General features: G+C 66.9%; 12 protein-coding genes, 3 pseudogenes and 1 riboswitch. Of the genes and pseudogenes, 5 read left to right on the forward strand and 10 right to left on the reverse strand.

The annotated features are described in order from the left end of the window. Positions 1-39: 39 nt before the first annotated feature. From XBLMG947_RS06765 to XBLMG947_RS06785, 5 genes are read left to right on the forward strand one after another with little or no spacing between them, the layout of a single operon-like run. Positions 40-1,266, forward strand: a complete 1,227-nt coding sequence (locus XBLMG947_RS06765) for an ATP-grasp domain-containing protein (protein WP_065467131.1) — start codon at positions 40-42, stop codon at positions 1,264-1,266. Further along, the gene (locus XBLMG947_RS06770; protein WP_065467132.1) at positions 1,263-3,065 is read left to right on the forward strand and encodes an IucA/IucC family protein; all 1,803 of its coding nucleotides are present in this window, start codon (positions 1,263-1,265) and stop codon (positions 3,063-3,065) included. Before XBLMG947_RS06765 ends, XBLMG947_RS06770 begins: the two co-directional genes overlap by 4 nt. Then, positions 3,062-4,258, forward strand: coding sequence for an MFS transporter (locus XBLMG947_RS06775; RefSeq protein WP_065467133.1), 1,197 nt, complete (start codon positions 3,062-3,064; stop codon positions 4,256-4,258). Before XBLMG947_RS06770 ends, XBLMG947_RS06775 begins: the two co-directional genes overlap by 4 nt. After that, the gene (locus tag XBLMG947_RS06780; protein ID WP_065467135.1) at positions 4,236-6,005 is read left to right on the forward strand and encodes an IucA/IucC family protein; all 1,770 of its coding nucleotides are present in this window, start codon (positions 4,236-4,238) and stop codon (positions 6,003-6,005) included. The genes XBLMG947_RS06775 and XBLMG947_RS06780 overlap by 23 nt, the downstream gene beginning before the upstream one ends. Next, on the forward strand, positions 6,002-7,291 hold the full coding sequence (locus tag XBLMG947_RS06785; RefSeq protein WP_065467137.1) for a type III PLP-dependent enzyme: 1,290 nt from the start codon (positions 6,002-6,004) through the stop codon (positions 7,289-7,291). The genes XBLMG947_RS06780 and XBLMG947_RS06785 overlap by 4 nt, the downstream gene beginning before the upstream one ends. Here XBLMG947_RS06785 and XBLMG947_RS21240 read toward each other — a convergent pair. From XBLMG947_RS21240 to btuB, 10 genes and pseudogenes are all read right to left on the reverse strand, one after another. Next, positions 7,288-7,458, reverse strand: a pseudogene (locus tag XBLMG947_RS21240) (hypothetical protein); the annotation flags it as partial. The gene XBLMG947_RS06785 and the pseudogene XBLMG947_RS21240 overlap by 4 nt on opposite strands. 68 nt (positions 7,459-7,526) lie before the next feature. Beyond that, a complete protein-coding gene (locus XBLMG947_RS06795) occupies positions 7,527-8,012 on the reverse strand; it encodes an adenosylcobinamide-GDP ribazoletransferase (protein WP_065467140.1) in 486 nt (161 codons plus the stop codon). Then, entirely contained in the window at positions 8,009-8,599 is a 591-nt protein-coding gene (locus tag XBLMG947_RS06800; RefSeq protein WP_065467141.1) for a histidine phosphatase family protein, read from the reverse strand. Before XBLMG947_RS06800 ends, XBLMG947_RS06795 begins: the two co-directional genes overlap by 4 nt. Continuing rightward, entirely contained in the window at positions 8,596-9,642 is a 1,047-nt protein-coding gene (gene cobT / locus XBLMG947_RS06805; RefSeq protein ID WP_065467143.1) for a nicotinate-nucleotide--dimethylbenzimidazole phosphoribosyltransferase, read from the reverse strand. Before cobT ends, XBLMG947_RS06800 begins: the two co-directional genes overlap by 4 nt. Further along, positions 9,639-10,160: a bifunctional adenosylcobinamide kinase/adenosylcobinamide-phosphate guanylyltransferase gene (gene cobU, locus XBLMG947_RS06810; RefSeq protein WP_065467145.1), complete on the reverse strand. Its 522-nt coding sequence runs from the start codon at positions 10,158-10,160 to the stop codon at positions 9,639-9,641. Before cobU ends, cobT begins: the two co-directional genes overlap by 4 nt. Next, a pseudogene (locus XBLMG947_RS21245) lies at positions 10,148-10,366 on the reverse strand (cobyric acid synthase); the annotation flags it as partial. The pseudogene XBLMG947_RS21245 and the gene cobU, both read right to left, overlap by 13 nt. 41 nt (positions 10,367-10,407) lie before the next feature. Next, positions 10,408-10,995 (reverse strand): annotated as a pseudogene (locus tag XBLMG947_RS06815) (cob(I)yrinic acid a,c-diamide adenosyltransferase); the annotation flags it as partial. After that, positions 10,992-11,591, reverse strand: coding sequence for a hypothetical protein (locus XBLMG947_RS06820; RefSeq protein ID WP_065467147.1), 600 nt, complete (start codon positions 11,589-11,591; stop codon positions 10,992-10,994). The gene XBLMG947_RS06820 and the pseudogene XBLMG947_RS06815, both read right to left, overlap by 4 nt. After that, positions 11,591-12,184 (reverse strand): hypothetical protein, encoded by a 594-nt coding sequence (locus XBLMG947_RS06825; RefSeq protein WP_065467149.1) that lies wholly within the window; start codon positions 12,182-12,184, stop codon positions 11,591-11,593. The genes XBLMG947_RS06820 and XBLMG947_RS06825 overlap by 1 nt, the downstream gene beginning before the upstream one ends. 153 nt (positions 12,185-12,337) lie before the next feature. After that, positions 12,338-14,215, reverse strand: coding sequence for a TonB-dependent vitamin B12 receptor (gene btuB / locus XBLMG947_RS06830; protein WP_065467150.1), 1,878 nt, complete (start codon positions 14,213-14,215; stop codon positions 12,338-12,340). A gap of 115 nt (positions 14,216-14,330) precedes the next feature. Further along, a riboswitch (cobalamin riboswitch) is annotated at positions 14,331-14,553 on the reverse strand. Between the last annotated feature and the right edge of the window lie 204 nt (positions 14,554-14,757).

Genomic DNA, 14,757 nt, shown 5'->3' on the forward strand with positions numbered 1-14,757 from the left:
GTACCGGTTTTCCCACCGTCCTGTTGAACGAGAGCTGCCATGACTGCGACATCCGCTGCACCGTTGGTGATCCTCACCCATGTCTGCCATCCGGCCATCACCGAAGGCTTTCTCCCGGCCGCGCACGCGCGGGGCCTGCCGGTGTGGTTGCTGACGGATCACCGGCTCGATCATCTGGCCTATTTCCGTGAGCATCCCGCGCATGCGCCGCAGCGGGTGATCGAATGCGATGTGTTCAATCCGCTCGGTGTGCTCGATGTCCTGCACGATGCCGACATCGCGCCGCGCGCGGTGTTCAGCAATAGCGACCATCTGCAGACCAGCACCGCGCTGGTGGCCGCAGCGCTGGGCCTGCCGGGTAAGGACTGGCAGGTGTGCTACGCCGCCAAGAACAAGGCCGCGATGCGCCAACGCCTGCGTGCACACGACCTGCCCTGCCCATGGTTCTGCACACTGGCGCCGGGCGCCGCGCTGCCGGCGCAGATGCCGTGGCCGGTGGTGGCCAAACCGCGCGAAGGCGTCGCGAGCCTGGATGTGCGCCACTGCGCCGACGCCACGCAATTGCAGGCCTATCTGGACGATGTGTGGCAGCGCCACCCGCAGCGCACCGTGCTGCTGGAAAGCATGCTGGAAGGTGCGCTGTTTACGCTGGAGACGCTGGGCGATGGCAACGCCCTGCACGCCATCGGCGGCTTCAAGGTCCGGGTGTCGCCACCGCCGCATTTCGTCGAATGCGAAGCGCAATGGGATGCCGATGTGGACACGCCGGCGGTCGCGCAGGCGCTGCAACAACTACGTGCGTTCGGTGTCGGCTTGGGGTTGTGCCATAGCGAATTCATTCTCACCGCCGATGGACCGGTGCTGGTGGAGATCAATTACCGCAGCATCGGCGACCGTCGCGAATTTCTGCTCGACGAGATGTTTTCCAGGCAATGGTTCAACGCCGCGCTGGCACCGCATCTGGGCCTGCCATTGCCGCAACTGCGCAGCGCGCGTGCACATGCATTGCTGCGCTATTACGTGGCCGAGCACGATGGCGAATTGATCACCGCCAGCGAAGACCGCCGCCATCACGATGCGCACAGCGATGTGCAGTATCGGCGGATGCGCGTACCGGGCGAGCGCATCCGCCTGAGCCATTCCAACAAGGATTACCTGGGTGTGCTGAGCGCACTGGCCAGCGATGCACAGGCGCTGCAACAGGCCGTGGTGCAGGCCGAAGCCGGCCTGCAGTGGCGCATCGATGGCGCCGAGCTGCACGCATGAGCAGCGCAGCCGACCAAGCGTATATCGCCACCCGCATCATCGATGCCTGCCTGCGCGAAGACCTGCGTGGGATTGCCACACGCGGCAGTGCCGCAACACCGGATGCCGGCGTGCTGGCGACGTGGACCGACCCCAGCCCGGTGGAAGGCTGGTGGTGCATCGCCCACTTGCCCGACGGCACGGTGTGGCTACCGATCCATCGGCAGGGCGTGCTGCAAGACATCGGCGCCTGCGGCGACAGCTGGATCGTGCAGAATGCCGACGGCATACATGTCGAACGTGGTGCACCGGCGTGGCTGCAGCGGATGAGCGCCGAACTCGATGCCGAAACGCAACGACTGCATCACGCCTACGCCGACGAAGCCGATTGCGCCGCTGCGCATCGCGGGCTGGCGCGGCAGGCGTACCGCGCGCAGGCACCGGCATTACTCAATGCGCTGCAGCACCCCGATGCCGCCGAGCGCGCATACCGCTGCGACCAGTTGGCCAGCTACCGCGACCATCCGTTCTACCCCACTGCCCGCGCCAAGGCCGGGCTGGATGCGAACGAACTCCGCCACTACGCACCGGAATTCGCACCCACCTTCGCGCTGCGCTGGCTGGCGATTCCACAGGCGTTTGCACAATGCAGCAACGCCCCGCCGGCCGAGCTATGGCCGGATTTCGAAAGCCTGAGCCTGCCGGCCGAGCTGGCCGCCACGCATGTTGCCTGGCCGGTGCATCCGCTGGTGTGGGAGCGATTGGAGCAGGAGGGTTTCGCGCTACCCGAGGGCGTGCTGCGCGCGCCGCAGCCCTGGCTGGACGTGCGTCCGACACTGTCGGTGCGCACGCTGGTGCCGCTGCACCATCCGCAACTGCATCTCAAGCTCCCCATCCCGATGCGTACGCTGGGCGCACTGAATCTGCGTCTGATCAAACCGTCCACGCTGTACGACGGGCATTGGCTGGAGCGCGCATTGCGCCATATCGATGCGATCGATCCTGCGCTGCAAGGGCGCTGCGTGTTCGTCGATGAATCGCACGGCGGGCATGTCGGTCAGACGCGGCATCTGGCCTATCTGGTGCGGCGTTACCCGGCGCTGGACGATGCCACGCTGGTACCCGTAGCGGCGCTAGGCGCGCTGATGCCCGATGGCCGCCCGATGGCGATCCATCTGGCGGAGCGTTTTGCGCACGACGATGTGCAGCAGTGGTGGCGCGACTACATCGAGCTGCTGCTTGCCGTGCATCTGCGCCTGTGGCTGCGTTACGGCATCGCACTGGAAGCCAACCAGCAGAACAGCGTGCTGGTATATGCCGACGGCAGGCCAGCGCGCCTGTTGATGAAAGACAACGATGCCGCGCGGATCGCACTGCCGCAGTTGCGTGCAGCGCTGCCGGAGGTGGATGCATTGGGCACGCTGCAGGATGCGCGGATTGCAGTGGACGATCCACAGGCATTGGCGCAGATGTTCTGCACCATCGTGTTGCAGCTGGACCTGCAGGCGGTGCTGGAAGGCCTGGCCGAATGGCAGCCCGCGCTGCGCGCGCCGTTGTATGCACAGTTGCAGGCCCAGTTCGCTTCGACGCTGGCGCAACTGGAACACGACGGCATCGATACCGGCCCGGCGCGGCGCCTGTGGGCTATGCCAAGGCTACCGGTGAAGTACCTGCTCAGTGCCGGCAGCCTGCTCAGCAAGCAGCTGACCGGCGCCACCGACATCAACAAGTTCTACGGCAACAGCGCGCCCAATCCATTCGGCGATGCGTTCGCTGACGCGCAGCAGATGCCGCGCAAGCAAACGGGCGCGCAGCGATGAGGCGCATCCTTGGCCCGGTGCTGGCTGCGCATTATCTGGCGGCATTCACGGCACTAGGCATGCCGCTGTTTCTGCCCCAGGTCTTGGCCGAACTTGCGCCATCGGCCGCGGTGGGCTGGAGCGGCGTGCTGTATGTGCTTCCCACGCTCTGCACGGCGTTGACGGCGAGCACCTGGGGGCGCTTGGCCGACCGCTATGGACGCAAGCGCTCGCTGCTGCGCGCCCAGCTGGGGCTGGCGCTGGGCTTTGCGATGGCCGGCTTCGCGCCGTCGCTGACCTGGCTGGTGATCGGCCTGATGGTACAAGGCACCTGCGGTGGCTCGCTGGCGGCAGCCAACGCGTATCTGGCGAGCCAGCCGCAGGCCGGCCCGTTGGCGCGTGCGTTGGACTGGACGCAGTATTCGGCGCGCCTCGCCATGGTGAGCGCGCCTGCGTTGCTGGGCCTCGCACTGGCGCTGGGCCCGGCGCAATCGCTGTATCGCGCACTGGCGTTGCTGCCGTTGATCGCGTTTGCGTTGACCTGGCGGTTGCCGGCCGATCAGCCAGCCGCGCGGCCACACCCTGCGGGCAACGCTTCGACGTCTTCGACGCAGACAGCCTCATCGTCCGCGGCGTCGCCAAAGATCACAGCGCCGTTGTGGCCGGCCTTGCTGCTCGCCCAGTTTTTGTTCTGTTTCGCGATGGTGGTGACGTTTCCCTACTTCATCCCCTACGCGCTTGCGCGCGGCGCCGGCCACGATGCGCTTGCCGGCCTGCTCTACAGCCTGCCGCATCTGGTCTATCTGGTGGTGCTGCCGTGGTGGCGACGCGGCGATGGCGAAACGTGGCTGGTGTGGGGTCTGGCGTTGTTCGCGCTGGCCTGCCTGTGGCAGGCGCTGTTGCACGATGCCGTCGCACTGGCGGCAGCACGGCTGTTGTTCGGCGTCGGCATGTTGTTCGGCTTGCGTGGGCTCAACCGCAGCCTGGCACGCATTGCCAACGGGCAAGGCGCCGGGCGCCTGTTCGGCCGCTTCGATGCCTGCGGTAAATGGGCCGGTGTGCTCGCCGGTGCCGCTGCCGGTGCATTGGCGCAGGCGTCCGGCCCCGCTACCCCTTTCCTGGCGGGCGCGCTTGCAGCGGCCGCTGCTACGTTCACCGTTCTGGTGTGCTTCCCTTCGAAGAGAACTGCCGATGTCGCCGCACACGATGCATGACCCCTGGTACGACAGCATGGCCGACGCGCAGGCGTGCAGCTGCTGGTTGAATTGCTATCTGCGCGAATTTGCGATTCCGCAGCGCGCCGTGGCGTTCGACTATCGCGGATTGGATCGCCCCGGCCCGCGCGTGGCCGAGCACCGCTGGCTACGCATCGATCTGGGCGAGACCGGCGCGCTGTGCGTGCGGATTGCCTATGCCGATCGCCTGGGCCGCTGCCGGTTCGCCTCCACGCCGTTTCTCAAGAGTGCCGGCAAGCCGTGGCATTGCCTGGATGCGGATGCACTGGCACGCTGCCTGTTACGCGCGTTGGGCAGCACGCAGGCAGTCAATCCGGAGCTGCTCGCGCAAAGCGCCAACAGCGTGGCAGTCACCGCTGCGTTGTTGCGGCAGGCGCAAGCCACCGCCGCCACCGGCGAGGCGATGATCGACGCAGAACAATCGATGCTGTGGGGGCACGCACTGCACCCGACGCCCAAGAGCCGCGAAGGCGTGGATCTGGACCAGGTGCTGGCCTGCGCGCCGGAAGCGCGCGCAGCGTTCCAGCTGTTCTGGTTCCGCATCGACCCGCGCCTGCTACGCATGCAGGGGCGCGATGTACGCGCCACCTTGAAGCAATTGTCCGGCAGCGACGCACTCTACCCCTGCCATCCATGGGAAGCACAGCGGCTGCTCGATGCCCCCTTGCTGCGTAACTTGCAGGCCCGCGGCATGATCACGCCGGTCGGCCCGTTGGGCGATGCCGTGCGGCCGACCTCGTCGGTGCGCACGCTGTATCACCCGGAACTGGACTATTTCCTCAAGTGTTCGGTGCATGTGCGGCTCACCAACTGCGTGCGCAAGAACGCCTGGTACGAGCTGGAAAGTGCGGTTGCGCTCACCGAGCTGCTGGCCCCGAGCTGGCGCGCCCTGGCCGCGCAGGTGCCGGGTTTCGATGTGATGCTGGAGCCGGCGGCCACCTCATTGGACATCGCCCAGGTCGACCCCGCACTGCACGACGCCGACCCGCTGGCGGCGCGCGCCTTGTCGGAGAGCTTCGGCATTCTGTATCGGCACACCATTCCCGCCGCCCAGCGTGCCCGTTGGCAACCGCAGGTGGCTGCGGCCTTGTTCACCTGCGATGCGCAGGGCAGTCACGTGTGCGCCGCACGCTTGCAGGCGCTGGGCAGCACGCAGATGGACCGCCAAACGGCGACAGCGCTCTGGTTTCGCGCCTATGCCGGACTACTGCTGGAGGGGGTGTGGAGCGCACTGTTCCAGCACGGCATCGCGCTGGAGCCGCACCTGCAGAACACCGTGATTGGCTTTACCGACGGCTGGCCGACGCGCGTCTGGATCCGCGACCTGGAGGGCACCAAGCTGCTCGCCCATCACTGGCCTGCCGCACGCCTGCACGGCGTGGGTGAGCGTGCACGGCAATCGCTGTACTACACGCCCGAACAGGGCTGGAACCGGGTGGCGTATTGCGCGCTGGTCAACAACCTGGCCGAGGCGATCTTTCATCTCACCGAAGGCGATGCCGCGCTGGAAGCACACCTGTGGCACTGCGTGGGCGAGATCGCCGTGCGCTGGCAACGACGCCACGGCGTGCAAGCGGCGTTGCAGGGACTGATCGATGGCGCACCACTGCCCGGGAAAAACAATCTGGGTACACGGTTGTGGCAGCGCGCCGACCGCCAGTCCGACTACACCGCGCTGCCGAATCCAATCCCCCGCATCACGACGGCGCGGCAGGTGGCGGCATGAGTCTGCACATCGACGCCGCTGCGGTGCGTGCGGCCTTGCCGCAGCTGCGCGAGCGCTGCGATGGCCCGATCTGTGCGTATGTCTACGATCTGGCGGCATTGGACGCGCATGCGGCCTGGATGCGTGCACAGCTGCCAGCGCAGTGCGAGCTGTTCTACGCGGCCAAGGCCAATGCGGAGCCACCGATCCTGCGCACGCTAGCAGCCCATGTGGATGGCTTCGAGGCCGCCTCCGGTGGCGAGCTGGCCTGGCTGCATGCACAGCAACCGCAAGCGCCGTTGTTGTTCGGTGGCCCGGGGAAACTCGATACCGAGCTCGCCCAGGCGGTCGCCCTGCCGGACTGCACCGTGCATGTGGAGAGCCTGAGCGAGCTCGAACGGCTGGCGGCGATCGCAGCGCATGCCGGCCGCTGCGTGCCGGTGTTTCTGCGGATGAATATTGCCGTGCCCGGTGCGCAACGCACGCACTTGATGATGGGCGGGCAGCCCTCGCCATTCGGTCTGGATCCGTGCGATCTGGAGGCGGCGATGCAGCGGCTGCGGGCAAGTCCGTCGCTGCGTCTGCAAGGCTTCCATTTTCATCTGATGTCGCATCAACGCGACGCCGCCGCGCAGCTGCATCTGGTCGCCGCTTACCTGCGCACTGTGCAGCAATGGAGGCAGACCTATGCGCTGCCCCCCCTGCGCGTGAATGCCGGCGGTGGCTTCGGCGTGGACTATCTGGCGCCGGCGTCGTCATTCGATTGGGCCGGCTTCTGTGCCGGTTTGCCTGGCTTGCTGCGCGAGCACGGGACAGATCTGCGCCTGCGCCTGGAGCCCGGGCGGTACGTCAGTGCCAGCTGCGGCTGGTATCTGATGGAGGTGCTCGATCTAAAGCGCAGCCACGGCAACTGGTTTGCGATCGCCCGCGGTGGCACCCATCACTTCCGCACTCCGGCCGCGCAAGGCCACGATCATCCGTTCCGTGTGTTGCGCGGCACCCGCGCTCCGGTGATCAGCGACACGCCGGTCACCCTGGTCGGCCAGCTGTGTACGCCCAAGGACGTGCTGGCGCGCCAGCAACCGGTGGCCGCGCTCGCACCCGGCGATTGCCTGGCCTTCCCACTGGCCGGCGCCTATGCGTGGAATATTTCGCACCAGCAGTTCCTGATGCACCCGCCGCCGCAGAGGGTGTTTCTGCCAGCGATGAATGACGTTGGTGAAACGACCTTGCAGCACGCTTGCACCGGCACCCGGATGTCTGCACGCAACGCCGCTTCGGCGACGGTGTCTGGGTCGCCGAGATAGCGGGAATGCAGCGGTACGTCGCGCCGTGCGTCACCGCTGTCCGGGAGCCAAGCTGCGAGCGATTGGCCGAGCGCCTCTTCCAGACCCGCATGATTCACGACATGACACAGTACTGCGTGCGTGCCGCCGGCGAGCTCGCGAGGTACGCAAGATCCGTAGCACGGCATCGATTCCTGCCGACGCAATCAGCAGTCGCTTCCGCCTGACCATAGCGCAAGCGCCTTGTCCGCAGATTTCAGCTCGCTTGCAGCGCCAACGCCACCAGCACTGCAGTTTCGCTCACCTCCACCAACGCACCGCAGGTATCGCCGGTCATGCCGCCCAGGCGCTGCAGGCAGGCGCGACGCCACAGCAAGAACACCACGGCCGCAAGCGCGCAGGCGAGCGTGCCGCAAGCGAGTCCGGCAGCGAAGACGCAAGCGATGCCGAGCAGCAACGACAGCAGCAAGCACGCGCGCGCACTGCCGACCAAGCCACTGCCAAGCCCGCCGGCACGCACGTAAGGCGTGGTCAGGAATGCAGCCACCAGCGCCGTGCGCCCCAGCAGCGGCGCCGCATCGCGCAGGCACCACGCCAACGCACTCAACACCGCGCAGATCAGCATGCCGACCAGCGGATACCAGGGCAGCGAGCACGCCTGCCCACCCGGCCGGGCGAATACCCAGCCGGGTACCGGGATGCGGGTCAGAAACCCGACCGCGGCAAGCAAGCCGTCGATCATCCGGCGCTGGACGTCATAGCCGCTGATGCCGGGTTCGCTGTGGCTGGTGGCCAGGCCAGCGGGTGCAGCGAGGCATGCGGCACGGCAAGCTCGGTCATGCTGCCGAAGGAGCGCGCGTCGACCATGCAGCGCAGCGCGCGGATGACGCCGCCGTGGGTGACCACCAGCACCCGTTGCGCCGGATAGCGCACCACGATGGCGTCGAGTGCCGCAGACAAGCGCGTGCAGAACTCTACGAACGGTTCGGCTTGCGGCGGCGGATGACGTACCGGGTCGGCCCAGAAGCGGCCCAGCGCTTCGCCTTCATCGCGGTCGATGTCGGCGACCGGCACGCCCTGCCAGCGGCCGAAGTGATATTCGCGCAGGCGCGGGTCCAACTGCAGCGGGATGGTACGCGCTTGTGCCAGCTCGGACGCGAATGCCGCGCAGCGCTGCAACGTGGATGCCACCACTGCATCCCACACGCCACCTGCAGTGGCGGTGCGCAGTTGCTGCCGACCAAGCTCGGTCAGTGGATCGTCGAGCTGGCCGCGATAGCTGCGTTGCCCGGTATCGCCATGCCGCAACAAGGTGATCTGGACGCTCATGCGTCCGACACCCCGGCTTCGGCGAAGGTGGCCATGCCGTTGTGCAGGGCGCAGGCGCTGCGCAGCAGCGGGATCGCCACCGCCGCGCCGCTGGCTTCGCCCAGGCGCAGGTCCAGCTGCAGCAGCGGTTCGGCATCCAGGGCGCGCAGCAGCGCTGCATGCCCACGTTCCTGCGAGCGATGCCCGAACAACAACCACTCGCGCACACCGGGATTCAGGCGCGTGGCCACCAGTGCCGCCGCCGTGGCGATGAAGCCATCCACCAACACCGGAATGCCGGTCTGCGCGGCGGCGATATACGCACCGACCAACGCAGCGATTTCGAATCCACCCAGCCGGCGCAGCCGCTCCAGCGGGGTGGACGCATCGGCATGCAAGGCCAGCGCGCGCGCGATCACGGTGGCCTTGTGCGCGATGCCTTCGGCATCCAGGCCAGTGCCTGCGCCCGCCAGCGCCTGCGGAAACTGCGACAGCAGTGCACAGCCCAGCGCCGCGGCGGCGGTGGTGTTGCCAATGCCCATTTCGCCGCCGACAAACAGCTGCGTGCCGCAACTCCTGGCCTGCGCGATGCTGTCGGCACCGGCGGCGAGCGCATCGCGCAGTTGCGTCGCCGTCATCGCGGGCTGCTCGCAGATATTGGCAGTGGACGGCGCAATCCAGGCGCGCCGCACCCGCGGCAGGTCGCCGGGGTCGTTGACCACGCCCAGATTCACCACTTCCAGCCGCGCGCCCAACTCGCGCGCCAGCACCGCAATGGCCGCGCCACCGCGCGCAAAATTGCGCACCATTTCGCCGGTGACCGCCTGCGGAAATGCCGACACGCCTTCGGCGGCCACACCATGGTCGGCGGCATACACCGCGATCCAGACCCGCTGCACTTCGGGGCGTTCGGTGCGTTGCCAGGCCGCCAATTGCACCGCCAGGTGTTCCAGCCGGCCCAATGCACCCGGCGGTTTGGTGAGTTGTTCCTGCCGCGCCAGCGCAGCAGAGCGCGTGCGCGCGTCCGGCACGGCGCAGGCACCCACTATCCAATCGCTATTCACATGCGTTCTCCCTTCAACACCATCGGCAAGCCTGCCACCACAAACACCACGCGATCGCACTGTAGCGCCAATACCTGATGCAACCAGCCAGCTTCATCGACAAAACGACGCCTGAGTTCGCCCAGCGGCACCATGCCCTGTCCCACCTCGTTGCTGACCAGCAGGATCTGCCCCGGCAACTGCAGCAGCGTTGCCAGCAGCGCATCGCGCTCGCGCGCGAACACGCCCGCATCCGGGTGGCCAAGCAGATTGCTCAGCCATAGCGTGAGGCAGTCCACCAGCACGCAGCGATCCGGCCCGGCATGCACCTGCAAGCTGGCCGCCAGCGCGACAGGCTCTTCCACGCACTGCCAATGCGGCGGGCGTTGGTTACGGTGATGGGCAATGCGCCGATGCATCTCCTCGTCGAAGGATTGCGCGGTGGCCAGATACGTCAGCGCCCGCCCGGAGGCTGCAGCGATGCGCTCGGCCAGTGCGCTCTTGCCCGAACGGGCACCGCCAAGAATCAATTGCTGCATGCCGGCTCCTTGCCGATGAGGCGTGTCAGTGCGGCAGTGTCCAGGGGCGTGTGCACGGCGTCGGCCAGACGATCGAGGCTGGCTTCGCGCAACGCGACAAGACCCAGTGGCGCGGCCTGCGCCAGATCCGCCCACGCCAGCAATGCGGCCAATGCCTGCGGGTGGTCGAACACACCGTGCAGATAGGCGCCGAGCACGTGACTATCGGCAGCGCACTGCGCAGCGTTGCATGCGCTCGGCCACGCCTACAACTGATGCCAAGCTGCGCCTTGATGCCGGCGTTGAACGCATGCTGGACCAAACGCATGTCGGTGAGGGTATCGCCCGCCGCGTCATCACGTGCTGACGCGGCGGGCGTGCGGCGACGGCGGCAAGCACCTCATCCAGCGCGATGTCGTCTTTCACCAGCGCGATATTGAGTTCGTCCAGCAGCACGAAGTCGTAGCGCGCATCGGCCAGCATGCCGCGCGCAACTTGCCAGGCCGCCTGTGCGGCAGCGACATCGAGCGCGCGGTCCTGGGTTTCCCAGGTGAAACCTTCGCCCATGACGTGAGAGTCGAGCAGATCCGGAAAGCGGTGGAAAAACGCCTCTTCGCCAGTGGAAAACCTGCCCTTGATGAATTGCACCACGCCGCAAGACAGGCCATGCCCGAGCGAGCGCGCCAGCATGCCGAAGCCGGACAAACTCTTGCCATTGCCATTGCCATTGCCATTGCCGGTATTGACCAGCAGCACGCCGCGGTCGATCACGGCCCGGGCGATACGCCGGTCGACCAACTCCTTCTTGCGTTGCGCGCTTTCGCGAGTGCGCATCGTGCTGCTCACGAGGGCTCATGCGCGTACTCCAATGGCTGCGCGCACGCGGACTGCGCGCAATGCGGCCACCAGCACGAAAGCCAGGCCAACGTAGCCAGCCAATGTTCCGAGCGCGCGCGGGTAGTCCGCCGGCACGTGCGCAATGAATCCGCTCAGCGTGGCGTGCGGGTAGCGACCGGACAAGAAATAGAAACCGCCTTTGCAGAGCAGATAAGCAGCACTGCCGCTGATCAACACAGCCGACAGCGGCCCGGCGACACGACGCCAGGTGTCGCGCTGTCGCCGCGATGCAGCCAGCCGCCCGCCGCCCCACAACACGGCGTAGGCCAGTGCGAAGGCCCAGTACGCCGGCGACAGGCACCAGTCGCTGCTGTTGCCCAGAGCCACGCCGATCAGATCCAGCAGCGATGCAATCCCGTACAGCAGCGGCAACATCCACAGCGGGCGCAGCAATGCGCCGGCCAGAAAAAACACCGCCCATGAGGCGCTGGGCAGGGCATCCACATGCGCCAAATGCTGGCCGTGTGTACACACCATCAGGGCTGCAAGCGCGATGCCGCAGGTCCTGGCTGCTTTACCCTGCAAGGGCACCGCAGCGACGCGCGCCGCCACCATCACGACAAGTCCAACGGCACGGAGGCCGGTGTTGCGACGCGCGCATCGCGCCAGCGCAGCACGCACCATGTGGCCGTCAACCCCGTCGCCAGATACGGCGCTGTCGTGCGCACGAACAACGGCCCCCACTGCCAGGCGCGCTGCAGATACTGCGGCCCGTGCGGGTCGGTATAGCGTCCGCCCCACCAGTAGAACGCGCCATTGGAGATCAAGAACGACAGCACCGCAGCCAAGGTACCCAAACCCCAGGCGATGCTCAGTGACGCAGCGCCGGGCCGCCCGCGTGCGTGAGATGCGCGCCCGGCGTACCAGAGCAGGCCATAGGCCACCGGCAACGCCGCATCGGCCGCCGTAATGCAGAAGTCGCTAACGCCGGCCAGGCTGACGGCGACGCAATCGATCGCCACCGACACCCCCAACAAGGCGACGAAGTAGCCATACCGCCGCAACGCGAGGCCATCGAGACAGAACACAGCCATGGACGCGCCCGGCAGATGCAGCCAATCGCTCGCATGATGAACGCGGCTGGCGGTCATCACCAGCATCGAGGCGATGAACAGCAGACGTTCGCAGGCACGGGACAACGGCGGCATCGATGGTCTCCTTCGGTTACTCGGTCGCCAACCAGACGACGCAACAGAGATCAGGCGAACGACCGGCCCGTGCAGACCGTAGCGATGCTTGCATCCAGCGGCAAGCGCCGGCTGCATGGTCCGACCCGCGCGCAGCCGCTGTCATCGGCGCGCTTACTGCCCTGGCTGGTAGCGCAAGGTGAGCAGATAATTGCGGCCCGGCTGCGCGTACCAGCGTGCGGTTTCGTACTGGCGGTCGAACACATTATTGGCGGCGAGCTGCACCTTCCAGTCCGCGTTCACTGCATAACTCACGCGCAGATCCAGTAAGCCGTAGCCGGCCAGGCGTTCGGTATTGGCCAGATCGTCGTAGCGTGCGCCCGATCCGAACAGGCTTGCACCAACGCCGAATGCACCGATGCTGCGGTCGGCATCGATGCGTCCGCTCTGACGCGCACGCCGCGGCAACCAGTTGCCGTGATTGACGTCGCCATCGGCCTGCGGCGCAAGCCAGGTCAACGCACTGCGCACGGTCCAGCCGGCCAGTTCGGTGCCGTAGCCGGCTTCCACGCCGCGGATGCGCGCCCGATCGATATTGTTCGGCTGCCCGAACGGATGTGTCGCATCCACCAACGACGCGTCGTAGGCGATCAGGTCGGCGATGCGGGTCTGGAACGCGCTGAGCGTCCAGGTGCCCCAGTCGTCGCTGCCGCGCAGCCCGAGTTCGGCACTTCTGGAGGTTTCCGGCCCCAGCAGCGGGTTGCCATAGTCGGAGTAATACAGCTCGTTGAAGGTCGGCGCCTTGAACGCAGTGCCGTAGCTGGCAGTCACACGCAGATGCTCGGCAACATCCCAGCCCCACAGCAGGCTGCCGGTGGTCTTGCCACCGAACTGGCTGTTGTCGTTGCGGCGCAGGCTGGCCTGCAGCGACTGGCTGCCGATCGTCTGCTGCCACTGCGCAAATGCAGCGCGGTCGATACGGCTGTCGGCATCGTAGGTGTCGCTGCTGGCGATGGCGTCGCGCTGCCAATCGAAGCCGACCGTGAGCAGGCCGGGGCCGGTAGCGAGATCGGCCTGTAAGGCGCCCTGCTTGCGGCGGGTGTCGTAGGTCGACAGATAGGCGCCTTCGTCATACGCATCGCTCAGATCGGCGCTGCTGCCGACGCTGGCGGTGAGCTTGAGCGCATCAGTAGGCGCATAACGCACGCGGCCCCCGATGGCCTGCTGCACGCCCTTGCTCAGATTGCCGCCAAATGCAGAGCCGTCGTATTCGTTGCGGCTCTGCGCACGCAACGCCTGCACATCGGCATCCCACTGGCGGTTGAAACGCCACCCGCCCTGCGCGCTCAACGAATCGTTGCGATAACCGTCGCGGTCCGGGTCGTACGCGCTTGAGGTGGTATCCAGATACGCGTTGATGCCATCGGTTTCGTCGTGCACGGCATTGACCGAATACCAACCGCCTGCCTCGCTCGGATCGCCCTGGCTGCGCCCGGCCACGCCCGCGCCGTAACGGCGTGCGTTGTCGCTGCCGGCCGCCACGCTCACGGTCGGCGCAAACCTGCCTTGCGGGCGCCGGGTGAATATCTGGATCACACCGCCCAGCGCTTCGGAGCCGTACAGGCTGGAGAACGGGCCGCGCACGATTTCGATCCGTTCGATCTGTTCGATCGGCAGATCCTGCAGCGCCGCGCCGCCGACAGTGGCCGAGCCGATGCGCACGCCGTCGATCAGTACCACCACCTGGTCGGATTCGGTGCCACGCAGGAACAGCGAGGTCGCCTTGCCGGGCCCGCCGTTATTGGTCAACGACACGCCCGCTTCGCCGCGCAACAGATCCTGCAACGCATTGACCTGGCGACGCTCGATCTGTGCGCGGTCGATCACCGTGACCGGCGCCAGCGTCTGGTCCTGGGTCTGGGCGGTGCGCGATGCAGTGACCACGACCTGGTCGAGATCGATGGCGGCCTCGGCATGAGCCAGATTGACCAAGCACAGCGACAGCCCCACGACGAGCACGGCACGACGCGGCAAAACGGAAGAAAGGGACATCAACTACTGCTCCTGGAACCGTGCCAACCCGCGCGTGGGCAATGGGACGGCACGCAGCAACGGGCCAAGCGTCCGACGCGCAGCGTCAGAGGAGCAAGGCCACGCCCACCGCGTGCCGGGTCAATCCCTACAGGCCGGTCTCCGGGCTCGCGAGTGGAAGCTGACGCCTCCGATGCCGCGCCTTCCCATGCGGATGCACAGTGGCATGTTGCGGCATCTGACCTCGCCCACCGTTGCGGGGGCAGCTCCGGAATTGCGTCTCGCCAAGGCGATGCGCGCACCGGATTCCCGTTTAAACCACCGGAACTCCGGTAGTCACCTCAGGGGCGCGCATGGTAGCAGTGAATCGGGCCTGGCCCGCCGGTGAGGCGGACAATCACCAGACCGATGGTGTGAGGTGCGGCTGCGCACTTCCCCGCCTGCCCGGCAGATGACTTCCCCATCAGGCGCGGAACACGGCCGACACGTCCCTGGACCGGCTGCACGCCTGGCTGGCCGTGCGTGGTCGCGCCTGGAGACACCGGACTCACGACAGCGCCTGG

Source organism: Xanthomonas bromi (assembly GCF_900092025.1).
Taxonomy (GTDB): domain Bacteria; phylum Pseudomonadota; class Gammaproteobacteria; order Xanthomonadales; family Xanthomonadaceae; genus Xanthomonas; species Xanthomonas bromi.